20 protein-coding genes and 3 pseudogenes are annotated in these 22,430 nt (G+C 70.7%); 5 read left to right on the top strand and 18 right to left on the bottom strand.

The features are described 5' to 3' along the window. Nucleotides 1-36: 36 nt before the first annotated feature. The 5 genes and pseudogenes from E2C04_RS09175 (at nt 37) to E2C04_RS09160 (ending at nt 4,505) form a co-directional block, all read left to right on the top strand. Nucleotides 37-1,562 (top strand): annotated as a pseudogene (locus E2C04_RS09175) (helix-turn-helix domain-containing protein). Between the two features lie 223 nt (nt 1,563-1,785). Continuing rightward, the gene (locus E2C04_RS09170) at nt 1,786-2,586 is read left to right on the top strand and encodes a glycerophosphodiester phosphodiesterase family protein (protein ID WP_229721605.1); all 801 of its coding nucleotides are present in this window, start codon (nt 1,786-1,788) and stop codon (nt 2,584-2,586) included. Then, nucleotides 2,583-3,134, top strand: a complete 552-nt coding sequence (locus tag E2C04_RS19705; RefSeq protein WP_238694217.1) for an MFS transporter — start codon at nt 2,583-2,585, stop codon at nt 3,132-3,134. Before E2C04_RS09170 ends, E2C04_RS19705 begins: the two co-directional genes overlap by 4 nt. Next, nucleotides 3,074-3,931, top strand: a complete 858-nt coding sequence (locus tag E2C04_RS19700) for an MFS transporter (RefSeq protein WP_238694216.1) — start codon at nt 3,074-3,076, stop codon at nt 3,929-3,931. The genes E2C04_RS19705 and E2C04_RS19700 overlap by 61 nt, the downstream gene beginning before the upstream one ends. A 184-nt stretch (nt 3,932-4,115) precedes the next feature. Continuing rightward, complete coding sequence (locus E2C04_RS09160; protein ID WP_135832356.1) at nt 4,116-4,505, top strand: RNA polymerase-binding protein RbpA; 390 nt, start codon at nt 4,116-4,118, stop codon at nt 4,503-4,505. A gap of 1 nt (nt 4,506) precedes the next feature. Here E2C04_RS09160 and E2C04_RS09155 read toward each other — a convergent pair whose 3' ends face one another. The 18 genes and pseudogenes from E2C04_RS09155 to E2C04_RS18080 form a co-directional block, all read right to left on the bottom strand. Beyond that, nucleotides 4,507-5,031: an FxsA family protein gene (locus tag E2C04_RS09155; RefSeq protein ID WP_135832355.1), complete on the bottom strand. Its 525-nt coding sequence runs from the start codon at nt 5,029-5,031 to the stop codon at nt 4,507-4,509. 7 nt (nt 5,032-5,038) lie between these two features. Further along, entirely contained in the window at nt 5,039-5,800 is a 762-nt protein-coding gene (locus E2C04_RS09150) for a polyprenol monophosphomannose synthase (protein ID WP_229721606.1), read from the bottom strand. Beyond that, nucleotides 5,797-7,323, bottom strand: a complete 1,527-nt coding sequence (lnt, locus tag E2C04_RS09145; RefSeq protein ID WP_135832354.1) for an apolipoprotein N-acyltransferase — start codon at nt 7,321-7,323, stop codon at nt 5,797-5,799. Before lnt ends, E2C04_RS09150 begins: the two co-directional genes overlap by 4 nt. A 43-nt stretch (nt 7,324-7,366) precedes the next feature. Continuing rightward, the gene (kal, locus tag E2C04_RS09140; RefSeq protein ID WP_135832353.1) at nt 7,367-7,765 is read right to left on the bottom strand and encodes a 3-aminobutyryl-CoA ammonia lyase; all 399 of its coding nucleotides are present in this window, start codon (nt 7,763-7,765) and stop codon (nt 7,367-7,369) included. Continuing rightward, a complete protein-coding gene (gene kamE, locus E2C04_RS09135; RefSeq protein WP_135832352.1) occupies nt 7,762-8,499 on the bottom strand; it encodes a lysine 5,6-aminomutase subunit beta in 738 nt (245 codons plus the stop codon). Before kamE ends, kal begins: the two co-directional genes overlap by 4 nt. Further along, a pseudogene (gene kamD, locus E2C04_RS09130) lies at nt 8,496-10,082 on the bottom strand (lysine 5,6-aminomutase subunit alpha); the annotation flags it as partial. The gene kamE and the pseudogene kamD, both read right to left, overlap by 4 nt. A gap of 16 nt (nt 10,083-10,098) precedes the next feature. Continuing rightward, nucleotides 10,099-11,151, bottom strand: coding sequence for an L-erythro-3,5-diaminohexanoate dehydrogenase (gene kdd, locus E2C04_RS09125; RefSeq protein WP_135832350.1), 1,053 nt, complete (start codon nt 11,149-11,151; stop codon nt 10,099-10,101). A gap of 1,553 nt (nt 11,152-12,704) precedes the next feature. Next, nucleotides 12,705-12,944 (bottom strand): Lrp/AsnC ligand binding domain-containing protein, encoded by a 240-nt coding sequence (locus tag E2C04_RS22315; RefSeq protein WP_275106582.1) that lies wholly within the window; start codon nt 12,942-12,944, stop codon nt 12,705-12,707. A gap of 59 nt (nt 12,945-13,003) precedes the next feature. Next, nucleotides 13,004-13,090: an AsnC family transcriptional regulator gene (locus E2C04_RS22310; protein ID WP_275106581.1), complete on the bottom strand. Its 87-nt coding sequence runs from the start codon at nt 13,088-13,090 to the stop codon at nt 13,004-13,006. A gap of 83 nt (nt 13,091-13,173) precedes the next feature. Further along, on the bottom strand, nt 13,174-14,097 hold the full coding sequence (locus tag E2C04_RS09110) for a 5'-3' exonuclease (protein WP_135832349.1): 924 nt from the start codon (nt 14,095-14,097) through the stop codon (nt 13,174-13,176). Nucleotides 14,098-14,140: 43 nt separating this feature from the next. Continuing rightward, nucleotides 14,141-16,909, bottom strand: a complete 2,769-nt coding sequence (locus E2C04_RS09105; protein ID WP_135832348.1) for a DEAD/DEAH box helicase — start codon at nt 16,907-16,909, stop codon at nt 14,141-14,143. Further along, nucleotides 16,906-17,787 carry a diacylglycerol kinase gene (locus tag E2C04_RS09100; RefSeq protein ID WP_229721607.1) on the bottom strand — a complete coding sequence of 294 codons (882 nt, stop codon included), beginning with the start codon at nt 17,785-17,787 and terminating at the stop codon, nt 16,906-16,908. Before E2C04_RS09100 ends, E2C04_RS09105 begins: the two co-directional genes overlap by 4 nt. A 10-nt stretch (nt 17,788-17,797) precedes the next feature. After that, nucleotides 17,798-18,238 (bottom strand): hypothetical protein, encoded by a 441-nt coding sequence (locus E2C04_RS09095; RefSeq protein WP_135832347.1) that lies wholly within the window; start codon nt 18,236-18,238, stop codon nt 17,798-17,800. Further along, on the bottom strand, nt 18,235-19,074 hold the full coding sequence (tatC, locus tag E2C04_RS09090; protein WP_229721608.1) for a twin-arginine translocase subunit TatC: 840 nt from the start codon (nt 19,072-19,074) through the stop codon (nt 18,235-18,237). The genes E2C04_RS09095 and tatC overlap by 4 nt, the downstream gene beginning before the upstream one ends. 8 nt (nt 19,075-19,082) lie before the next feature. Beyond that, nucleotides 19,083-19,331, bottom strand: a complete 249-nt coding sequence (locus tag E2C04_RS09085) for a Sec-independent protein translocase subunit TatA (protein WP_229721609.1) — start codon at nt 19,329-19,331, stop codon at nt 19,083-19,085. Between the two features lie 48 nt (nt 19,332-19,379). Then, the gene (locus E2C04_RS09080; protein ID WP_135832346.1) at nt 19,380-20,357 is read right to left on the bottom strand and encodes a helix-turn-helix transcriptional regulator; all 978 of its coding nucleotides are present in this window, start codon (nt 20,355-20,357) and stop codon (nt 19,380-19,382) included. An 82-nt stretch (nt 20,358-20,439) separates the two neighbouring features. After that, nucleotides 20,440-20,976 (bottom strand): annotated as a pseudogene (locus E2C04_RS19695) (helix-turn-helix transcriptional regulator); the annotation flags it as partial. Nucleotides 20,977-21,355: 379 nt separating this feature from the next. After that, on the bottom strand, nt 21,356-22,420 hold the full coding sequence (locus E2C04_RS18080) for an FKBP-type peptidyl-prolyl cis-trans isomerase (protein WP_170213501.1): 1,065 nt from the start codon (nt 22,418-22,420) through the stop codon (nt 21,356-21,358). Nucleotides 22,421-22,430 lie beyond the last annotated feature (10 nt).

The following is a 22,430-nucleotide window of genomic DNA, read 5'->3' as shown; positions in this document are numbered from 1 at the left end:
ATTGGCGTATCTCATATTTGAGATACCGTGGAACGCATGACGCAGGACTATCTCGGACGGATCGGCAACCTCATCCGCGACGCCCGCAAGCACCGCGGAATGACCCAGCAGCAGCTCGCAGAAGCGCTCGGCACCAGCCAGAGCGCCATCAACCGCATCGAGAAGGGCCACCAGAACCTCTCCCTGGAGATGCTGGCGCGCTTCGGCGCCGCGCTCGACTCGGAGATCGTCTCCGTCGGCGGCGGACCGACCCACCTCCGGGTCACGGGCCCCACCACCCTCTCGGGCGCGATCGAGGTCAAGACCTCGAAGAACGCGGGTGTCGCGCTGCTTTGCGCCTCGCTGCTCAACCGTGGGCGTACGACGCTGCGCAAGGTCGCGCGGATCGAGGAGGTCAACCGCCTGCTCGAGGTCCTCGAGTCGCTCGGCGTGCAGACCCGTTGGCTCAACGACGACAACGACCTCGAGATCGTGCCGCCGGCCCAGCTCAACCTGTCGGCGATCGACGAGGAGGCGGCGCGCCGCACCCGTTCGGTCATCATGTTCCTGGGCCCGCTGCTGCATCGCGTGGACGACTTCCACCTGCCGTACGCCGGTGGTTGCCAGCTCGGTACGCGCACGGTCGAGCCGCACATGGCGGCCCTGCGGCCCTTCGGCCTCGAGGTCAAGGCCAACGAGGGGGCCTACCACGCCCTGGTCAACCGGGCCGTCGAGCCGGGGCGTCCCATCGTGCTGACCGAGCGCGGCGACACGGTCACGGAGAACGCCCTGATGGCCGCGGCCCTGCACCCGGGGACCACCGTGATCCGCAACGCCTCCTCCAACTACATGGTCCAGGACCTGTGCTTCTACTTGGAGAAGCTCGGCGTGGAGATCGAGGGCATCGGCACCACGACGCTGAAGGTCACCGGTCTCGAGCGGATCGACGTCGACGTCGACTACTCCCCCAGCGAGGACCCGATCGAGGCGATGTCGCTGCTCGCCGCGGCGATCGTCACGAAGTCGTCGATCACCATCCAGCGCGTGCCGATCGAGTTCCTCGAGATCGAGCTGGCGCTGCTGGAGGAGATGGGCCTGCAGTACTCCCGCTCCGAGGAGTACCTGGCCAACAACGGCCGCACCCGTCTGGTCGACCTGACCACCCAGCGCTCCGACCTGAAGGCGCCGCTCGACAAGGTGCACCCGATGCCGTTCCCGGGCCTCAACATCGACAACCTGCCGTTCTTCGCGGTCATCGGTGCCGTGGCGGAGGGGCAGACCCTGCTGCACGACTGGGTCTACGAGAACCGCGCCATCTACCTGCTCGAGCTCAACAAGCTCGGCGCCGACGTGAAGCTGCTCGACCCGCACCGCGTGATGGTGCAGGGGCCGACCCGCTTCCGGGGTGCGGAGATCGTCTGCCCGCCGGCCCTGCGCCCCGCGGTGGTCATCCTGCTGGCGATGCTGGCGTCGAAGGGCACCTCGGTGCTGCGCACGACGTACGTCATCCACCGCGGCTACGAGGACCTCGCCAACCGGTTGAACACCTCGGCGCCAACATCGAGACCTTCCGCGACATCTGAGGCGAGCCCCGCAGGATGTCGCGGAATCGGGACAGTGACATCTGAGAACAGTGCCGGAGGTACGCCGAGCGCCAGCGAGGTGTGCCGGAGGCGAGCCCCCCGCAGGATGTCGCGAAATCGGGACAGTGGCATCTGAGGCGACCCTCACGCAGAACCTGAACGACCCCAGCGGGACCGCGGCACGCCGCGGTCCCGCTGCCGCGTCATGGGGCATACTCGCGACGTGATCGGTCGAGACACGGGTTACGCCTTCCTGGACGACGGGCGCCCTGTGCTGGCGTTCGCCCATCGTGGGGGCGCCCTCCACCCGGACATCCCGGGGTTGGAGAACACCGAGGCGGCCTTCGCCCATGCGCTCTCGCTGGGCTACGTCTACCTGGAGACCGACGTCCACGTCACCAGTGACGGGGTCCTGCTGGCCTTCCACGACGACGTGCTCGACCGCGTCACCGACCAGCTCGGCTCGATCTCCTCGCAGACGTACGCCCAGATCAGTCGGGCACGCATCGGGGGCCACGGCCGGATCCCGACGTTGCGCGAGCTGCTCGAGGCGTTCCCGCAGGCCCGCTTCAACGTGGACGTGAAGGCCCGCGGTGCGGCCGAGGTGCTGGTGCAGGTCATCGACGAGTGCCGGGCCTGGGACCGGGTGCTGGTGGGCTCCTTCTCCCGTGAGCGGATGAACGCCTTCCGGGCCGCGGCGAGGGGGCGGGTGCCGACCTCCGCCCACCCGTGGGAGGTCGCCGCCTTCCGGCTCCTGCCGAGCGGACGCCTGGCGCGATGGGTGACCCGTGGCCACGTCGCGGCGCTCCAGGTGCCCCACCGCCGTGGCTGGCTCAAGGTCGTCACTCCCGGCCTCGTACGCCGCGCGCACGCCGCCGGCGTCCACGTGCACGTCTGGACGGTCGACGACCCCAAGGAGATGAAGGAGCTGCTCGACCGTGGTGTCGACGGCCTCATCACCGACCGCACGGACATACTCAAGGAGACCCTGCTCAGCCAGGGACTCTGGAGGGAGCACGGATGAGTGAGACGACGGTGACCACGCAGCAGCAGGCCACGAGGACCGGTCGTTGGCCGGTGGTGGCGTGGGGGTTGTGGGACTGGGGGTCGGCTGCCTTCAACGCCGTGATCACGACCTTCGTGTTCAGCGTCTACATCACCTCCGACTCCTTCGGTGACGGCGCGAGCGCCAAGCTCGGGTGGGCCCTGGCGGGCGCGGGCGTGCTGATCGCGCTCTTCGCGCCGATCACCGGGCGCCGGGCCGACCACTCGGGCCGACGCACCTTCTGGTTGTCGGTGAACACGGCCCTGGTGGTGCTGGCCTCCACCGGTCTCTTCTTCGTCAAGCCCTCGCCCGACTACCTGTGGCTGGGCCTCCTGCTCCTGGCAGCGGGCAACATCTTCTTCGAGTTCGCCTCAGTGCAGTACAACGCGATGCTCAACGAGATCTCGACCCCCGCCAACGTGGGACGCATCTCCGGGCTGGGACTGGGGGCTACATCGGCGGCATCGTGCTGCTGCTCATCGTCTTCTACGGCTTCATCGACCCCGAGGTGGGTCTCTTCGGCGTGACCGGTGAGGACGGGCTCGACGTCCGGGTGACGATGCTGCTCTGCGCGGTGTGGACCACCGTCTTCAGCCTGCCGGTGATCCTCACGATCCGGGACGACAAGGCGTCGCGTCGCCCGCGCACGGAGGTCGTGAGCGTCGTCGAGTCCTACCGCCAGCTCTTCCAGACGATCCGGCTCCTGTGGCAGACCGACCGCAACACCGCGTACTTCCTGCTCGCGTCGGCGGTCTTCCGCGACGGTCTCGCGGGCGTCTTCACCTTCGGCGGCGTCCTGGCGGCCGGGACCTTCGGCTTCTCCCCCGGTGACGTGATCATCTTCGCCGTCGCCGCCAACGTGGTGGCCGGCGTCGCCACCATTGCCTTCGGCACGCTCGACGACCGCTGGGGACCCAAGAAGGTGATCGTGGGCTCCTTGAGCTGCATGCTCGTGGCCGGCACGGTGATCTTCTTCCTGCACGACCGCGGCGCCACGATCTTCTGGGTCTTCGGTCTGCTCCTGTGCATCTTCGTCGGTCCGGCGCAGTCCGCGTCCCGGACCTTCCTGGCCAGGCTCATCCCCGAGGGCAAGGAGGGCGAGATCTTCGGTCTGTACGCCACCACGGGACGAGCGGTGAGCTTCCTCGCACCCGCAGCGTGGTCGGGCTTCATCGTGATGGGCGCGGCCGTGACCGGCGTCGCCGACAAGGACTCGGCCGAGCACTGGGGCATCCTCGGCATCATGCTGGTCCTGGCGCTCGGGCTCGGGTTCCTCACGAAGGTCCGGGCCACGGAGAACCCCGCCTCCAGCCTCAGTTCCTGAAATCTGGGGATGGCGCGCAGCCGTCTCGTGTGGTTGCGATTGCAAGGAATCTTGCGCCTACCGATAGCGTTGGACAGTGGACGACCGTTTGACGTCAGTGGTTCGACTGGCGTCACGATCCCCCCACTTGGTCGTCTCACTGGCGTAGACAAACGGGGCGAAACCGGATTCTGGAGGTGGCTCAATGGCGGAGCGCACGTTGCGTGGTGCACGGCTCGGTGGTCAGAGCTTCGAGGACGAGCGCGGCATCGAGTTCGCTGCTCGTCAGCAGGTCGGCTACAAGTGCAAGAGCGGTCACGAGTTCGAGGTGACCATGTCCGACGAGGCCGAGATCCCGGCCCTGTGGGAGTGCCCCAAGTGCGGCAGCGAGGCCCTCAGCACCCAGGGCGTCCTGCCCGAGGAGAAGAACGAGAAGCCCGCGCGCACCCACTGGGACATGCTGCTGGAGCGCCGCTCGGAGAAGGAGCTCGAGGAGATCCTCAAGGAGCGCCTCGAGCTGCTGCGTGGTGGCGAGATCGGTCCGGCGCACCTGCACCGGGCCAACGCCAAGAAGCGCGTGAAGGCTGGCGCCTGACCTACGGGTCGACGACCTCGCCCCGGATCACCTGACCATCGGTCGGGGGTCCGGGGCGTCGTGCATTTCCCGGCGTGGGCGAAGGGGCACCGGGGAAGCCGAAGCCCGCTCCCCCGAAGCCCGCTCCCCCGGGCGGCGTGACCACGCGCCGCGCCACGGCGGCGGTCAGCGCTCGGCGGGCCAGCGGACGGGTGCCGGGCAGGATCAGGAGCAGCGCGAAGGCGTCGGTCACGAAGCCGGGGCTCAGCATCAAGGCACCGGCCAGGACGATGAGCGCACCGTCGGCCAGCTCACGGGTGGGCATGCGGCCGCCCTGGAGCGACTCCGTCAGCGCGCGCCACGCCTTCGCTCCCTCGCGGCGGATCAGCCAGCCACCCACGAAGCTGGCGACGATCAGGAGGACGATCGTCCAGGCGGCACCGATCACCTGGCCGACCTGGATCAGGACGAAGAGCTCGAGCAGGGGCATGCCCAGCAGGAGCAGGACGAGGAGCCAGCGGGGCAGCCGACGACGTGCCGAGGTCATGCCTCCATCATGCGCCACGGACCCCAACGAGGCGCTTGAGCTGGGCGGCCCGCTCGGCGATGCCCCACCGGGTGATGAGCTTGAGCGACTCCGACGCCACGTCCTTGCTCATCTTGGAGTCACCACGCTCACGCTCGATGAACTCGATCGGCACCTCGCGCACGGTCAGGCCCTGCTGGAGGGTCCGGTAGGCCATGTCGGTCTGGAAGACGTATCCGGTGGAGGTCACCGTGTCGATGTCGATGGCCTCGAGCGTCGCGCGGCGGAAGAGCCGGTAGCCGGCCGTCGCGTCCTTGACGGGCATGCCCAGCAGGAGTCGGACGTACAGGTTGCCGCCGCGCGACAGCGCCTCGCGCGACTTCGGCCAGTTGACGATCGAGCCGCCGGGGATCCAGCGCGACCCGATGACGAGATCGGCCCCCTCGGCGATGGCGTCGAGCAGCCGCTGCAGCTGCTCCGGCTGGTGGGAGCCGTCGGCGTCCATCTCGCCGATGACGTCGTACCCCTGGTCGAGGGCGACCCGGAACCCGTGCCGGTACGCAGCACCCAGGCCGGCCTTCTCGGTGCGGTGCACCACCTGCACCTGCGGGTCGCGCTCGGCGATCGCCTCGACGATCTTGCCGGTGCCGTCGGGCGAGTTGTCATCCATCACCAGCACGTCGACGTGGGGCTGGGCGGACCGGAGGCGACCGATGATCCACTCGATGTTGGCGGACTCGTTGTAGGTGGGGATCACCATGACGACTCGACCCAGCTGTGGCTGGTTCACTCTGCACTCCTGGAACTGGGACGTTGGCCACCGCGAATATAGGCCATGCGTGACGCACGTCTCGCCGAAGCGACCACAATCACGAGGCTGCCGAGCAGCACCAGGCGTCCGGGCCACTCCCCCATCCGCACCGCCGGTGTCAGGTCCCGCGTCAGCCCGACCTCCTCGACCAGCACCGTCGTGGTCCGCGGCTCGGCCTCGGCCAGTGGCCGACCTCGTGCGTCGATCACCCCGGAGATCCCGTTCGTGGCGGCCACCGCCACGTGGCGACCCGTCTCGAGGGCCCGCAGCCGGGTGATCTCGTACTGCTGGGCGATCTGGTGGGTGTGGATGAACATCGCGTTGCTGGTCTGCACGACGAGCAGCTCGCCTCCGCCGCGGACCTGGTCGTGGATGCCACGGTCGTAGGCGACGTCGAAGCAGATCGCGTCGGCGACCGTGACGCCACCGGCCCGCAGCGGGCTGGTCCGGGTGCCGCTGAGCATGTCGCGACCGATCTGCCGCAGCTTGCCGAGGTTGCCGCGGAAGACGACGTCGCGCCACGGGATGTACTCGCCGAAAGGGACGGGGTTCTGCTTCGTGTAGCGGTCCCCCGCGCCGACCTGCGGCTGCCAGACGATGCCCTGGTTGAGGACCTGGTGGTCCTTCTCCGCGTCGACCATGGCGCCGACCAGGACCGGCACGCCGACCCGGTCGACGGCGCGGTTGATGCCGCTGAAGGTCCCGCCGTCGCGGAAGGGGTCGACGGCCGTCGAGTTCTCCGGCCACAGCACCAGGTCAGGTCGGGGTTCGCGTCCGGCCTCCACGTCCAGGGCGAGGAGCTCGGTGGCCCGGACGTGGTTGGCCGTGACCTCGCGGTGCACGGCGACCAGGTCGTCCCCGCTCCCCGGCACGTCACCCTGGACCACGGCGAGAGTCGCCGTGTCGTGCTCCTGCGGCGTCCAGGGCACCAGGGTGGGGGCCACGGTCGCCGCGAGCAGCGCCAGGGCCGCCGGGACGACGTACGCGGCGCGAGGCCGCTCGAGCACCGTCCACGCCAGCGTCGTCCCGGTGAGCGCGAGCAGCAGGCTCACTCCCGTGAAGCTGAACCACGGCAGGCCGTCGGCCCAGACGGTGTCGGCGACGGCGTAGGACAGCCGCCCCCAGGGCATGCCCGAGAAGGGCCAGCCGCTGCGCAGGGTCTCGATCCCGACCCACAGCACCGCCGCCCACACCGGCCACGCCCGGGTCCTGTTCTGCACCAGGGCCAGCGCAGCCCCGAGCGGGGCGAAGAAGGCCGCCTCCAGCGCCGACAGCCCCAGCCACGCGTCAGGTCCGACGGCCCGCATCCACCACTGGAGGGTGAAGAAGAAGCCGATGCCGAAGGCGAGCCCGGGCAGCCAGGCGCGACGCGGTGCGACCCGCCAGACGGCGCCCATGAGCACCGCCACGCACAGCGGGGTCAGCCACGACCAGCCGAGGGGCTCCGAGGCAGCTGCCAGGCAGGCACCTGCCCCCAGGGCGACCAGGACTCGGAGCAGCACGGGGCCAACGTACCGGGAAGGGTGTCGCGGCCGCGTCGGCGGCTCAGCCGGGAACCACCACGGTCCCGACCGCGGTGGTCGCCACGACCGGGTCGTCGAGCAGTCGGGCGGCGCCCGGGCGCTCGGGCGTGGGCGCTCCGCGGGCGACCACGGTGACGGTGAAGGAGAGCCGGCGCGAGCGACGTCCTGCCGACTCCAGGACGCACCTCACGTCGACGACGTCGCCGGCCCGGACGGGGGCCAGGAACTGCACGTCCTCGTAGGAGGCGAAGAGCCCCTCGTCGCCGTCGGTGCGGATGCACATCTCGGTCGCCACGTCGCCGAAGAGCCCCAGGGAGTAGGCGCCGTCGACGAGGTGCCCGGCGTAGTGCGCGTGGGCGTACGGGATGTAGCGCCGGTGACGGACCTCCAGCCCCGGCTGCGGGCCGACGTCGCCGCTCACGCCAGCACCTCCTGCGGCACCAGGCGGTGCACGAGGTACGAGGCGACCTCGCGCGGCGTCGTACCGCGGCCGAAGACCCGGTCGACGCCGAGCTCGGTGGCGGCCGACTCGTCGAAGCGCGGACCGCCCACGACCAGGAGGGGCCGCTGCTCGGGGGCCAGCCGGTCGGCGAAGGCCTGGACCAGCGCGGCGGTGTTGTGCAGGTGGGCGTCACGCTGGGTGACGACCTGGGAGACCAGGACCGCGTCGGCCTTCTCGCGGACCGCCGCGCTGACCAGCTCGTCGACCGCGACCTGGGCGCCGAGGTTCACGACCTTGACCTCTCGGTAGTACTCCAGGCCCTTCTCCCCCGCCAGCCCCTTGATGTTGAGGATGGCGTCGATGCCGACCGTGTGGGCGTCGGTGCCGATGCAGGCGCCGACCACGACCAGGCGGCGGCGCAGGCCGCGGCGCACGGCCTGGTTGACCTCCGCCGGGGTGAGCAACGGGAAGTCCCGCTCGACCACCTGGACAGCCGAGGTGTCGACCAGGTGGCTCACCGGTCCGTAGACCACGAAGAAGGTGAAGTCCGGACCGATCGGACGGGCGTGCACCACCATCGCGGGGTGGATGCCCATCTTCTGGGCGAGCTGGGCGGCGGCGCCCTCGGCGCGCTTGCCGGCGGGCAGCGGCAGGGTGAAGGAGACCTGCACCATCCCGTCACCGGTGCTGTCTCCGTAGGGACGCACGATCATCGGACCGCCTCCTTCTCGCGCTGCTCGGTCGCGCTGGTGCCGTCGAGCAGCTCCTGCGCCGGGTTCAAGTAGTCGTCGGACTTGGCCGCGACGCCCTCGAGGCCACGGCCCCGGTCGGCGGGACGCCGCATCAGGCCGAAGGTCCCGTCGGCGATCGCGTCGAGCAGGCCGTCGTCGTGCTGGCGGATGCGCTCGAGCAGCTCGACCGCCTCGTCGAGCACCAGGCCGGCGCGCCGCGCGATGAACCCGTCGGCCGGCGGGTTGAAGTCCTCGGTCAGGCCGCCCGCGGCCTGCAGCACGTACCGGACGTTCTGCAGGGCCAGGTCGCGGTCCGAGAGCCACGGCGTGACCACTGCCTCGGTCATCATGCCGACGAGCAGGATGCCCTGCCCGGTCAGCAGTCCGGCGAGGTTGAAGAAGCCGTCGAGGAGGTGGCCGCGGAAGACGTCGCCGGTCATGTGCCGGGTCGGCGGCATCCACTTCAGCGGCGCGTCCGGGAAGAGCGAGCGGGCCAGCATCGCGTGCGCGAGCTCGAGACGGAAGCTCTCCGGCACCTCGGGGTCGATCTCGAAGGCGTGGCCCAGGCCGAGCTGCCAGTCCTCGAGCCCCGCCTCCTTGGCGAAGTACTCGTTGAGCAGCTGGCTGGTCGTCACCGTGTGCGCTGCCTCGACCGCGTCGGCGGTGGTGAGGTAGTTGTCCTCGCCGGTGTTGATGATGATCCCGGCCCGGGCGTGCACCTGGCGGCTGAAGCGCTGGTCGACGAAGGTGCGGATCGGGTTGATGTCGCGGAAGAGGATCCCGTACATCGAGTCGTTGAGCATCATGTCGAGCCGCTCGAGCCCGGCGAGCACCGCGATCTCGGGCATGCAGAGACCGGAGGCGTAGTTGGTCAGCCGGACGTAGCGGCCGAGCTCGTGGCTGGTCTCGTCCAGCGCGGCCCGCATGATCCGGAAGTTCTCCTGGGTCGCGTAGGTGCCGGCGAAGCCTTCGTACGTCGCGCCCTCGGGCACGTAGTCGAGCAGTGACTGGCCGGTGCTGCGGATCACCGCGACCACGTCGGCGCCCGCCCGGGCGGCGGCCTGGGCCTGACGTACGTCCTCGCGGATGTCACCGGTGGCGACGATCAGGTAGATCCACGGACGTCGGGGCGCGTCGCCGACCGCCTGCACGGTCTCCTCGCGGCGGCGACGCTGGGCGTCGACCTGGTGGAGGCCGCGGGCGACCGCCGTGCGCGCTGCGGTGGCGGCACGGATGCGGTCGGCTCCCTCGGGCACCCGCAGGGTGGCCTGCCCGCTCCTCAGGCGCTGGGCGAGGTCGACCAGGTCGGCGGCCTCTCCCCGGGCCAGGACGTCGAAGAGCGGGAGGCAGGCGCCGTGGGCGATGCCGCCGTCGGTGACCAGCCCGTCGCGCACGGCGTCGACCAGGTGGTTGACCCAGGGGACGCCGTCGGGGTCGGCGCCGGTCGCACCGGCCAGGCGCAGCGTCGCTCGCTCGACCGAGACGGTGGTGTGGCGCCTGGCCAGGTCGACGACGGGGCGACCGACGGCCGCGGCCAGGTCGCGGGCGGCGGTGACGGCGGACGGGTCGAGGGCAAGCCGTTCACGGGTGCCTCCTCTCGAAGAGGGAGCGCACTCCCGGGACGGAACGGACGAGGTGGAGCGCGTAGTCGCTGTGGCCGGGCACGAAGCCGTTGCCGATCAGCATGGTGACGTCGGCGGCCATCCCCTCGGCGCCCAGCGCAGCCGCGGAGAAGGAGGTGGCCATGGAGAAGAAGACGATGGTGCCGCCGTCGGCGGTGGCAAGGATGGCGCCACCCTCGCAGTCGGGCACGTCGACGCAGACGACCGTGACGTCGGCCTGCCCTCCGGTCGCCTCCCGCACGGCGTCGCGCACCGCGAGCGGTTCACGGGCGTCGGCGACCACGACGTCGTCGCAGAGGTCGGCCTGCTCCAGCTGGTGGGCCTCCTGGCGGGTGGGCACGAGGCCGACGACGCGTCCCGCGCCTGCCTCGCGTGCGGCGGCGACGGACAGCGAGCCCGACTTGCCCGCGGCGCCGAGCACGAGCACGACCGGGTCCTTCGCGTACGACGTCCGGTGCTGGGTGACCACGCGGCGTACGAGGGCCGGGGCGCCGCAGACGTCCATCACGGCCAGGCTGAGGGACTCGGGCAGGTCGTCGGGCAGGACGGCTGCCACCGAGCGTCCGAAGAGGATCGCGTGGCCCGAGCAGGGCACCTGCTCGCTCCGTCCGTCCCAGAGGGCCAGGGCGTCGTGGACCACCAGCGGGGTGAGCGTCAGGGAGACCAGGGAGGCGATCCGGTCGCCCACCTCCAGGCCGAGGGGCGAGTCAGGACCGACCTCCTCCACCGTGCCGAGGAGCATCCCGCCGGAGCCGGTCACCGGGTTCTGCATCTTGCCGCGGCTGGCGATGATCTCGCGCACGGCGGCGCGCACGGCGTCGGGGTCGTCGTCGTGGGCCTGCCGCAGCTGGTGCAGCGACGCCGCGTCGAGGTTGAGCCGCTCGACCCGGACCCGGACCTCGTCCGGCCACAGCTCGGGTCGGGGGTCCAGTCGTCGGGCGGCCTGCGGGAGCAGCGCCCCGTCGAGGACGCGGTGCAGGCCGAGCGGGTCGGCTGCGAGATCCAGCGCCATTGCTTCTCCTGATCTACTCGCAAACAAAAAGACTTGCGGCGTATGAATAGTCAAGCCGCAGGATCTACGCCTACTCTGGCAGAACGAGAGATGGATCACAATCACGAACACGGCACGGTCCCGCGTGTCGAGGAGGCCCTTCGATGACCACTGCCCCCGTTGCCCACCGCCCGCCGCAGCCCTACTCGTACGCCCGGCGTGCGCTCGTCGAGCCCGACTGGCGTCGCTTCCCCGGCTGGAGCGCGGTGACGGAGGCGGAGTGGACCGACGTGCAGTGGCAGCGCGCCCACTGCGTGAAGGATCCCGCCCAGCTGCGGGCGGTCCTGGGCGACCGGGTCGCCGACAGCTTCTACGACGACCTGGAGCGCGACCGCCGCGAGTTCGCGACGATGTCGATGCTCGTGCCGCCGCACATGGTCAACACGATGGTGCCCACCGTGGAGGCGAGCGGTGCGGGGTCGTGGACCGAGGCCTTCCATGCCGACCCGGTCCGTCGCTACATGATCCCGGTGCACTCCGACCGGCGCAGCGACTGGCCGTCGCACCCCCTCGCCACCCGCGACTCGCTCCACGAGCACGACATGTGGGCGGTCGAGGGACTCACCCACCGCTACCCAACGAAGGTGCTGGCCGAGCTGCTGCCCACCTGCCCCCAGTACTGCGGCCACTGCACCCGCATGGACCTGGTGGGCACCTCGACCCCGACGGTGGAGAAGCTGAAGTTCACCGCGAAGCCCGTCGACCGCCTGGCCGCGATGCTCGACCACCTGCGCGCCACCCCCGGGGTCCGCGACGTGGTGGTCTCCGGCGGCGACGTGGCCAACATGCCGTGGCCGCGGCTGGAGTCCTTCCTGATGGAGCTCCTGACCGTCGAGTCGATCCGTGACGTACGCCTGGCGACGAAGGCGCTGATCGGCCTGCCCCAGCACTGGCTGGAGCCCCGCCTGCTCGACGGGCTCGCGCGGGTCTGCGACGTGGCCAAGTCACGCGGTGTCCAGCTCGCCCTGCACACCCACACCAACCACGCCAACCAGGTCACCCCCCTGGTCGCCAAGGCATCCCGCGCGGTGCTCGACGCGGGGCTGCGCGACGTGCGCAACCAGGGCGTCCTGCTCGACGGGGTGAACACCACTGCCCACGACCTGCTCGACCTGAGCTTCGCCCTGCTCGACGACGCCGGCGTCACGCCGTACTACTTCTACATGTGCGACATGATCCCCAACGCCGAGCACTGGCGGGTCTCGGTGGCCCAGGCCCAGTCGCTGCAGCACGAGATCATGGGATACCTGCCGGGCTTCGCCACACCGCGCATCGTCTGCGACGTGCCGTTCGTCGGCAAGCGCTGGGTGCACCAGGTCCACTCGTACGACACCGAGCGCGGCGTCTCGTACTGGACGAAGAACTACCTGACCGCCCTCGAGGAGGGGACGACGCCCTGGCGCGTCCCTACCCCTACTACGACCCGATCCACACGCTCCCCGAGGAGGGGCGCCGGTGGTGGTCGGCCAACCAGTCGTGAGCCCACACGTGGGTGCCGTGGGCACCCACGTGCCTCACTCGGCGGGGCGGTTCTCGAAGAAGGTCGTCAGGACCACGGTGGTCCGGGTCGCGACGTTGGCGGCGGCCCGGATCCTGGCGAGCAGGTCCTCCAGCGCGGACGGGTTCTCCACCCGGATCTTGAGGATGTAGGACTCGGCGCCCGCCACCGACCAGCACGACTCGACCTCGGCGAGGTCGCGCAGCCGCTCGGGGGTGTCGTCGGGCTGCGACGGGTCGAACGGCGTGATCGACACGAAGGCCGTGAGTGAACGTCCGAGCTGCTCGTGGTCGATCGTGGCGCCGTAGCCCTTGATCACCCGCGCTGCTCGAGCCGCTTCACCCGCTGGTGCACCGCCGAGGTCGACAGCCCGGTGGCCTTCCCGAGCGCGGTGAAAGACATCCGGCCGTCGCCAGCCAGCAACGAAGGATCTGGCGGTCGGTGGCTTCGATCTGCGGAGAGTTCACGGGGTCAGGGTAATGCGCTCAGGAGAGCGCGGCGTTCAACCGTTCGACCGATGAGCCAAGGCCCCAGGCCGCCTCCAGCTCCACGACCATCTCCGGGGAGGCAGCGCCCCTCGGCCGCTCCAGCCCGGAGCGGTCGACGTCGAGGTCGCGACGGACCGCGACGACGGTGGGAGCGACGGCCAGGTAGTCGAGGGCGGCCAGCACCTTGCGCCGGGGCCCGGGCGCCATCGCGGAGGCGTCGTCCTGGGCGGCCGCCACGATCGCGTCCAGGGAACCGAACTGGGCGAGCAGCGCGGCAGCCGTCTTCTCCCCCACGCCTGCCACGCCCGGGAGGCCGTCGGAGGCGTCGCCCCGCATCGTGGCGAAGGCGGCGTACTGGTGGGCCTCGACGCCGTACTTCGCGCGCACCCACTCCTCGTCGACCCGCTCGTGGCGGCCCACCCCGCGCGCCGTGTAGAGCACCCGCACCTCGGCGGGGTCGTCGACGAGCTGGAAGAGGTCGCGGTCACCGGTGACGATGTCGACGGGCATTCCGGCGTCGGTGGCCAGCGTGCCGATCACGTCGTCGGCCTCCATCGCGGGCACGCCTCGCACCGCGATCCCGTACGCAGCCAGGACGTCGCGGATGATCGGCACCTGGACCTGCAGCGGGTCGGGCACCTCCTCGACGTCGGGGGCCGGCCCCGGCACCTCCTCGACGACGCGGTGCGACTTGTACGTCGGCACGAGGTCGACGCGCCACTGCGGGCGCCAGTCGTCGTCCCAGCAGCAGACCAGGTGCGTGGGCTCGTACTCCTCGACCAGGCGGGTGATGAAGTCCATCAGCCCGCGCACGGCGTTGACCGGCGTGCCGTCGGGCGCCTTCATCGTGTCGGGGACGCCGAAGAAGGCGCGGAAGTACAACGACGCGGTGTCGAGCAGGAGGAGGCGCTGGTCGCTCATGGCGGTCAGCCTGCCACACCCCTCCGACGCCTTTCGGCGCCCGTCACTCCCCCGCCATGGAGAGCGCGACCACCCCGCGGCGCAGCTGGGTCGTCTCCCGCGCCGTGCGCCGCAGCGGCGTGCCCACCGCCGCCTCGGCGATCTGGCCGGTCAGGTCGAGCAGCTGCTTGACCAGCCGCACGAAGTCACCGGCCGACAGCCCGGTCCCGTCCAGGATGTCGTCCAGGTCGTCACCCTCGGCCCAGCGCCAGGCCGCCCAGGCGAACCCAGGGTCGGGCTGGCGCAGGAAGTCGAGGTGGTGGTCCTTCTCCAGGTGGTCGAGCTCGCGCCACAGCCGGACCGTGTCGCGCAACGCCTGCTGGACCGCCGCGTTGGCCTCGCGAGGCGCCGAGCCCTCGTCGGCACGCCGCGCCTCGAAGACGAGGGCCGAGAGCGCCCCGGCCAGCTCGGCCGGTGTGAGGTTCTCCCAGGTGCCCTCGCGCAGGGCCTCCGCAGCCACCAGGTCAAGCTCGGAGTGGATCCGCATCAGGTGCCGCCCACGCTCGGTGACGGTGTCGCCGTCGAGGTAGTGCAGCGCCGTCAGGACCGTACAGACGCGGTCGAAGGTGCGGGCGACGGTGTTGGTGCGGTTCTCGACCCGACGGCGGAGCGTGTCGGCGTCACGCGAGAGCTTGAACCAACGCTCGGCCCAGCGGCTGTGATCCTCCCGCTCGGGGCACTGGTGGCACGGGTGCGTCTTGAGCCGACGTCGCAGCTCGTCGAGCTGGGCGTCCACCGCCGGGTCACTGCCGCCGCCCTTGCGCGGCCGGCTCCGCTCGAGACCCTTCACCCGGGCCTGGAGGGCCATCGCCAGGTCACGTCGGTTGGCCGGGTTGCGGCCGTTGAACGCCCTCGGCACCTTGAGCCTGGTCCGCGCCTCCACCGGCACCGGGAAGTCCATCGGCGCGAGACGGCGTGCGTGGCGGTCCAGGGTGAGCACGTAGGGGCGCGGCTCGTCAGGGTTGCCCAGGCCCGGGTCGACCACGACCGCCCACCCCGAGAACTTGCCGGCCGGCACCTCGATCACGTCACCGGTGCGCAGGGTGGCGAGCGAGGCCATCGCCTCGGCCCTGCGGTCCGCACGGCGCGCCCGGGAGGCTGCCTTCTCGACGTCGGAGATCTCCCGCCGCAACGCTGCGTACTCCATGAAGTCGCCGACGTGGCAGGTCGCCGCCTCGGCGTAGCCGTCGAGCGCCTCCTCGGCCTTGCGCAGCTGGCGCGCGAGGCCGACGACGGCACGGTCGGCCTGGAACTGCGCGAAGGAGAGCTCCAACAGCTCGCGGGAGCGTTCGCGGCCGAACTGGTGCACGAGGTTGACCGCCATGTTGTACGACGGCCTGAAGGACGAACGGAGCGGGTAGGTGCGGGTGGAGGCGAGGCCCGCGAGCTCGGCGGGGTTCATGCCCGGCTGCCACAGGACGACTGCGTGGCCCTCGACGTCGAGCCCGCGCCGTCCGGCGCGTCCGGTGAGCTGGGTGTACTCCCCCGGCGACAGGTCGGCGTGCGTCTCGCCGTTCCACTTCGAGAGCTTCTCGATGACGACCGTGCGGGCGGGCATGTTGATGCCCAGCGCCAAGGTCTCGGTCGCGAAGACGACCTTGACCAGGCCTCGTACGAAGAGCTGCTCGACGAGGTGCTTGAAGGCTGGCAGCATCCCGGCGTGGTGGGCGGCGACGCCGCGGGTGAGCCCCTCCAGGAACTCGTGGTAGCCCAGGACGGAGAGGTCCTCGGCCGGCAGGGAGCGCGCGGTCTCCTGGGCGATCTCGTAGATGGCGTCGCGCTCCTCGGGCGACGTGAGACGTACGTTGGCCTGGAGCAGCTGCGAGACCGCCGCGTCGCAGCCCACGCGGCTGAAGATGAAGACGATGGCCGGGAGCAGGTTCTCCCGCTCCAGCCGGTCGACGACGTCGACGCGGCTCGGGATCCAGACGCGCCGGCCGTTGCCCACCTGTCGTCCGCCCGAGGGGCGCCCCTTGCCCTTGGGTGCGCGGCGGTCGCGCATCAGGCGTGCGCTGGCGAAGTCGTCACGGGCGACCCGCAGGAGCTCACCGTTGACCGGCGCCCCCTCCTTGACGAAGCCGGCGCTGGCGTCGACGTCGGAGCTCGCGAACAGGTCGAGGATGCGACGCCCGAGCATCACGTGCTGGAAGAGCGGGACCGGCCGCTTCTCCTCGACGATCGTCGTGGTCGATCCGCGCACGGTCTGCAGCCACTCGCCGAACTCCTCGGCGTTGGAGACGGTGGCCGAGAGGGAGACGACCTGCACCGACTCGGGCAGGTGGATGATGACCTCCTCCCACACGGCACCACGGGAACGGTCGGCCAGGTAGTGCACCTCGTCCATCACCACGTAGCCGAGCTGCAGCAGCGTGCGGGACCCCGCGTACAGCATGTTGCGCAGGACCTCGGTGGTCATCACGACGATGGGCGCCTCGCCGTTCACCGAGTTGTCGCCGGTCAGCAGGCCGACGTTCTCGCTGCCGTGACGGGCCACGAGGTCGTGGTACTTCTGGTTCGACAGCGCCTTGATGGGGGTCGTGTAGAAGCACTTGCGCCCCTCGCGCAGCGCGAGGTGGACGGCGAACTCGCCCACCACGGTCTTGCCGGACCCGGTCGGCGCGGCGACCAGGACGCCGTGGCCGTCCTCGATCTCGCGGCAGGCGCGGACCTGGAAGTCGTCGAGCCCGAAGGGGTAGAGGTCGACGAACTCGGCCACGGCCGGGTGGGCGCGCCCGGCACGGAACTTGGAGTACGCCTCGGAGGGAGAGCTCATGAGAACACCTTCACAGCGTCGGGGACGCACTCGACGGTCAACGGCAGCGCTCCCAGTCTCTCCCCGTCCGCATAACCGACCACGCCGGGGGCGGCCACGGTGACGCGGCGGACCCGGTGGTGCTCGTACTGCGGGTGCGTGACGTGGGTGCCCGAGAAGAGCTTCGGGTAGGTGCGCACCAGCTCGAGTCGGGACAGCGGCTTGATCACCACCACGTCGAGGAGCCCGTCGTGCAGGTCAGCGCCCTCACAGATCCGCAGGCCCCCGCCGAAGGAGGGCCCGTTGCCGACCGCCACCAGCATCGCGTCGAGCTCGACGGTGGTGCCGTCGAGGTCGAGCACGTAGGGCAGCGGCGAGAAGGTCCGCAGCTCGGCGACGGTGGCGATGTTGTAGCGCATCTGCCCACGGGGCCAGGTCATCCGGTTGGCGCGCTCGTTGACCACGGCGTCGAAACCGGCAGCGAGCACGGTCATGAACCAGCGGTCGCCGGTGCGAGCGAGGTCGCTGCTCCGCGTACGCCCGGCCACGACGAGGTCGGCGGCGGCGTCGGGGTCGCGCCGCGGGACGCCGAAGTAGCGGGCCACGTCGTTGCCCGTGCCCGCCGGGACGAGGCCGATGGGGGTGTCGGTGCCAGCGACGGCCTGGAGTCCGAGGTGGAAGGTCCCGTCACCGCCACAGACGACGAGGCCGTCGACGCCGTCACGCACGGCAGCCCGAGCCAGCTCGACGAAGTGCTCCGGGTCGCGGGCCCAGAGGTCTCGGACGCGAAGACCGCCGGCCCTGAGCCGGGCCGCCACCTGGGTGCGCACACGCCCCCCTCGGCCACGCCCCGACGACGGATTGGCGATCAGGGCGACTTCGCGGATGGGGGCGCTCACGCGAGGGACACTAACCCGTGGAACGCCTTCCGCGTCCGCGGCGCTGCCCGATCCGCAGCAGGGCCGAGTAGTTGTCGGGTGAGGCGCCCACGGCCAGCGCGAGCCGGTCGAGGCACTCCAGCGCAAGGTCGGCGCTGAACTCGGTGCCCGGGACCGCCAGGGTGAGGCGCTCGCCGTGGGTGGTGAGCAACACCTGTCCGTGCCTCCACACCTGGTGGGCGCGCACGCGGACCTCGGGCCCCGTCACCGGGACGGGGTAGGCCTCGTCGACGGCGAGCAGGTCGCAGGCGACCGGGACGACCTCGACGCCGGAGGGCGAGAAGAGGTGGCCCGGCACCAGGTGCCCGGTCCGCAGCCCGCGCTCGGGGCGCCACACAACGTCGCGCTCCCCCAGCCACTCGGGCAGGTCGAAGGGGTCCGACTCGACGAGGTGCAGCGGCGCTGAGGTCACAGCGGGGAGAGCTCGTCGTCAGCCCACTGGTTGGCCGCCGCCTTCCTGCGACCACGGAAGCGGTCGATGATGCGAGCCAGGATCTCGGCTGCCATGAAGAGCATGAGCATCGGCAGGGCCAGCATCAGCATGGAGAAGGGGTCGGTGGAGGGGGTCGCGACCGCGGCGAAGATGAAGGTGCCGACGATGATCCACGGCCGGTAGCGCCCCAGGGTCTTGCCGCTCACGATGCCAGCCAGGCTCAGCATGACCACGAAGAGCGGGATCTCGAAGGCCACACCGAAGACCAGCAGCATGCGGGTGAAGAACGAGAAGTACTCGCCGAACTCGACGAGGTTCTCCATGGCCGCCGGCGTGAAGCCGATCAGCACCTCGAGGCCCTTGGGGAGCACGTAGTAGCCCATGGCCACGCCTGCCAGGAAGAGCGGCCCGGCCACGGCCGCGAAGATGCGCGACCACTTCTTCTCGTGGCGGTGCAGACCGGGCACGATGAAGGCCCAGATCTGGTAGAGCCAGTACGGGCTCGTGATGACGATCGAGGCGACTGCGCAGAGCTTGAGCTGGAGCAGCAGCGGGCCAGTGGCGCCCTTGACGTAGGCCTTGGTCTCGACGGACTGGCCGAGCACCTCGCGGGCGTCGTTGTAGGGCCGCATGACGAGCTCGAGGAGGTCCTCGTAGAAGAACAGCGAGACGATGAAGACGGCGATGAAGACCAGCACCGCGCGCAGCAAGCGGGCGCGCAGCTCCCTCAGGTGGTCACCGAGCGGCATCCGCCCGTCGGGACCGGTGGGGTGCTGGGGCTTGCTGCTCAGCAGGCCCAGGAATCCGCGCAGCACCGCCGCGGTCAGGCGTTGTCGTCGCGGCGGGGCGAGTCCACGTCGATGACGTCGTCGTCGACCTGCTCGGCGGAGATCTTCTCGTCGCCGTCCCTCAGGCCCTTGGTCTCGGCCTTGAAGATCCGCAGCGCCCGGCCACTGCCGCGCGCGAGCTCCGGCAGCTTGGAGGCGCCGAAGAGCAGGACGATGACCAGGGCGATGATGATGAGCTCGGTCGGGCCGAGGCCCATCACGGCGGGAACCACGTACAGGTTCATGTCAGTCCTTGGGTGTGGGGAACGTCATCGGTGATCGTACGCTCCGGATCAGGTGTAGAGGGACAAGGTGTCCATCGCAGAACGCTGGACGGTTGCCGCCACGTGTGCCGGCCCGAGGACCGTCGCATGGGGCGCGAGGCGCAGGACCAGCTGGTGGAGCCAGCTGAGGTCCACGACCTTCAGGTCGACCTCGAGGAAGCCGTCGGGCAGGTGGCGGACGTCGTCCACAGGGTAGTACTCCGGGACCCAGCGCGCCTCCGGTGCCAGACGGAGGGTGACGGTGGTGGCGTCGGGCGAGGTGGTGAACAGGGCGACCGACAGCGGCTCCTCGGAGTCGCTGGGGTGCATCAGCACAGGCGCGTCGAGCACCTCGGCCTGCTCGGTCCGGTCCAGGCGGAAGATCCGGGTGCCCTCCGCCCGGTGGCACCACGCCTGGAGGTAGTCGACGCCGTTGACGGAGGCGAGGCGCAGCGGGTCGACGACCCGCTCGCCCACCTCGTCGCGTGAGGCGACCCAGTAGGTGAGGCGGAGCTGGGCGCCGGCGTCGAGCGCCTGCTGGATGGCGGCGCGGACCGGCGACGCCTCGACGGGGGTCGGGGCGACCTCCACCTGCGAGCGCTCCGAGGCCGCCGCGACCTCGAGCTTGGCGATCACGGTGTCGACGATGGCGCGGGTCTCCTCGGGCGAGGAGTCCCGGACGGCGCGCAGCGCGACGACGAGCGCGGTCGCCTCGGTGGCCGAGAGACGCACGGGGCGCGACAGGTAGTCGGCGTTGGCGACGTGGATGACACCTTGGGCGCCCTCCTCCTCGAAGGCCTCCATGTCGACGTCGATGAGGTCGTCGGTGAGGCCGCCGGGCAGTCCGCACATCCACAGCACCTTGAGGTCCTTGCGGACCTGCTCGGGGGTGGTGCCCAGGAGCGTCGCGGCCTCCGCGAGGTTGAGCCCCCGGCGGCTGTGCAGCAACGGGACGAGGGCCAGGAGGCGGGCGACCTGGTCGCGGGCGCCGGTGCCAGCGCGGCTCATCGCTGCTCCCCGTCGTCCCGACCAGCGCGGTGAGGCGACGGCGTACGTCGTCACGCAAGGAGTCGGGCGCCTCGACGTAGGCGCGCGGGCCGACGCTCAGCACCTCGTCGGCGAGCGTGCGTACGCTGCCGCGCACCGTCAGCCGCTCCCAGGCGTCACTGCCGTCGGGGCCGATCACGTCGGTGGCGACGACCGTCCCCTGCCGGCGCAGCCCGTGGCCGCTGCCCGGGCGCAGCAGCACCTGGGCCTCGGCCGTCTCGTCGCGCGGTTGGAAGCGCTCGACGACCTGGCGCAGGTCGAGGTCGGCGGGCACCCGGAAGGCGTCGACGGACTTGCCGACCTTGCACGCCCCGACGACCCGAGAGAGGCGGAAGACCCGCTGCTCCCCCACGTCGGTGTCGCGGCCGACGACGTACCAGCGTCCGGACTGCCGGAAGAGACCCCAGGGCTCGACGTGGCGCTGGGTCGGCTCGGGCAGGCCGGTCTTGCGGTAGGCGAAGGAGACCGTACGTCGGTCCTGGATGGCGTCCCAGAAGTCGTCGAAGCTGGGCTCCTCGGCCTCGATCACCGGCCGGACCAGCGGTGGGGGCTCGGCCTCCTCGGAGGGCAGCGCGGGCATCAGCTTGCGCAGCGCCGCCGCGGTCGTGTCGGCCAGGTTGGCGTGGTGCCAGACCTTGCCCGCCAGGGTCAGCACCGAGGCCTCCTCGGCCGTCAGGCTGATCTCCGGCAGGGCAAGGTCGTCGGGACGGATCCGGTAGCCCAGCTCGTCCTCGTGGAAGGCCGACAGCGACCCGACCTCGATCGGGACGCCGAGCGCCCGCAGCTCCTCCTTGTCCCGGTCGAACATGCGGTCGAAGGCGTCGGCCCCCTGGTCGGGGTAGAGGAGCTCGCGGATGCGCTCCTTGGGCACGTAGCGACGCTGCACCAACAGCATGATCAGCAGGTTGAGCAGGCGTTCACTGCGTCGGGCGGACACGGCCGGTGGCTCGTCGGTGGTCTCAGACCGCGCCGAGGATGTCGACGGCGAAGACGATCGTGTCGGTGCCCTTGATGCCGGCGCCCTCGTTGCCGTTCTCGCCGTAGCCCAGCTCCGGCGGGATCTGGACGATCACGCGGCTGCCGACCTTCTGGCCCACCAGGGACTTGTCCCAGCCCTGGACGACCTGGCCCACGCCGATCGGGAAGGTCGCGGCGTCGTTGCGGCTGTAGGAGGAGTCGAAGGGCTCCTTGGCCCCGAAGACCTGGCCCACGTAGTGGACGATGAGGGTCTGGCCGGACTTCACCTTGGGGCCGTTGCCCTGGATCAGCTGGGTGACCTGGAGCTTGCCGGTCGGCTCGGGCTTGCCCGAGAAGTCGAAGACCGGGACCTGACCCTTCTTGTAGGTCACCTTCGGCGCCCAGGCGGCGGGCTTGACCTTCTTGCCCTTGGCCTCCTTGGGGGCCTTCTTCTTCGCCTGGTCGACCTTCTTCTGGGTGGCGGCAGCCTTCTTCTCGGCCTGCTTCTGCGCCTTCTCGGCCTCCTTGGCGGCCTTCTCCTGCTCGGCCTTGGCCTTGGCGGCCTCCTTCTCGGTGAGCTTGGAGACGATCTCGGTCACGAAGAGCACGCTGTCGCCGTCACCGATGCCCATGTCGGGGCGACCGCCCTCGCCGAAGGCGTCCTTGGCCGGGGCCGCGATGGCGACCACCGAGCCGACCTTCTGGCCGATCAGGCCCTTCTTGAGGCCCGGCAGGAGCTCGTCGACCAGCTCCAGCTGCTCGGGCTCGCCGGCCTCGTAGGTGTTGAGGACTTCCTTCTTGTCGAAGCCGTTGCCGATCCAGATGTAGGCGGTGATCATGTCGCCGACCTTGGTGGTGTCACCGTCGCCCTCGACCAGGACCTCGGTCTCGAGCTTCTCCGGGTCGAGCTTCTTCTCGAAGTCGACCTCAGGGGCCTTGCCGGGCTCAGCCTCGATGGCGACGGCGTCGAGGCCCTGGCCGGACTTCGCCTCGTCGTCCCCGCACGCGGCGAGGGTCAGGAGGCTGAGGCTCAGCAGAGCGGCGGACAGGGTGCGGCGAGGAGACACAGGTGTTGCC

The sequence above is a fragment of the Nocardioides daphniae genome, from assembly GCF_004777465.1.
In the GTDB taxonomy this organism is placed as follows: domain Bacteria; phylum Actinomycetota; class Actinomycetes; order Propionibacteriales; family Nocardioidaceae; genus Nocardioides; species Nocardioides daphniae.
This window is presented reverse-complemented; position numbering and strand designations above follow the sequence as displayed.

Coding starts and splice junctions, on each gene's coding strand:
- E2C04_RS19705 (WP_238694217.1), top strand. CDS start 2,583: ATGAGTGAGACGACGGTGACCACGCAGCAGCAGGCCACGAGGACCGGT.
- E2C04_RS09160 (WP_135832356.1), top strand. CDS start 4,116: ATGGCGGAGCGCACGTTGCGTGGTGCACGGCTCGGTGGTCAGAGCTTC.
- E2C04_RS09155 (WP_135832355.1), bottom strand. CDS start 5,031: ATGACCTCGGCACGTCGTCGGCTGCCCCGCTGGCTCCTCGTCCTGCTC.
- kamE (WP_135832352.1), bottom strand. CDS start 8,499: ATGATCGTGCGTCCCTACGGAGACAGCACCGGTGACGGGATGGTGCAG.
- kdd (WP_135832350.1), bottom strand. CDS start 11,151: ATGGCGCTGGATCTCGCAGCCGACCCGCTCGGCCTGCACCGCGTCCTC.
- E2C04_RS22310 (WP_275106581.1), bottom strand. CDS start 13,090: ATGTCTTTCACCGCGCTCGGGAAGGCCACCGGGCTGTCGACCTCGGCG.
- E2C04_RS09110 (WP_135832349.1), bottom strand. CDS start 14,097: ATGAGCGACCAGCGCCTCCTCCTGCTCGACACCGCGTCGTTGTACTTC.
- E2C04_RS09105 (WP_135832348.1), bottom strand. CDS start 16,909: ATGAGCTCTCCCTCCGAGGCGTACTCCAAGTTCCGTGCCGGGCGCGCC.
- E2C04_RS09085 (WP_229721609.1), bottom strand. CDS start 19,331: ATGAACCTGTACGTGGTTCCCGCCGTGATGGGCCTCGGCCCGACCGAG.
- E2C04_RS09080 (WP_135832346.1), bottom strand. CDS start 20,357: ATGAGCCGCGCTGGCACCGGCGCCCGCGACCAGGTCGCCCGCCTCCTG.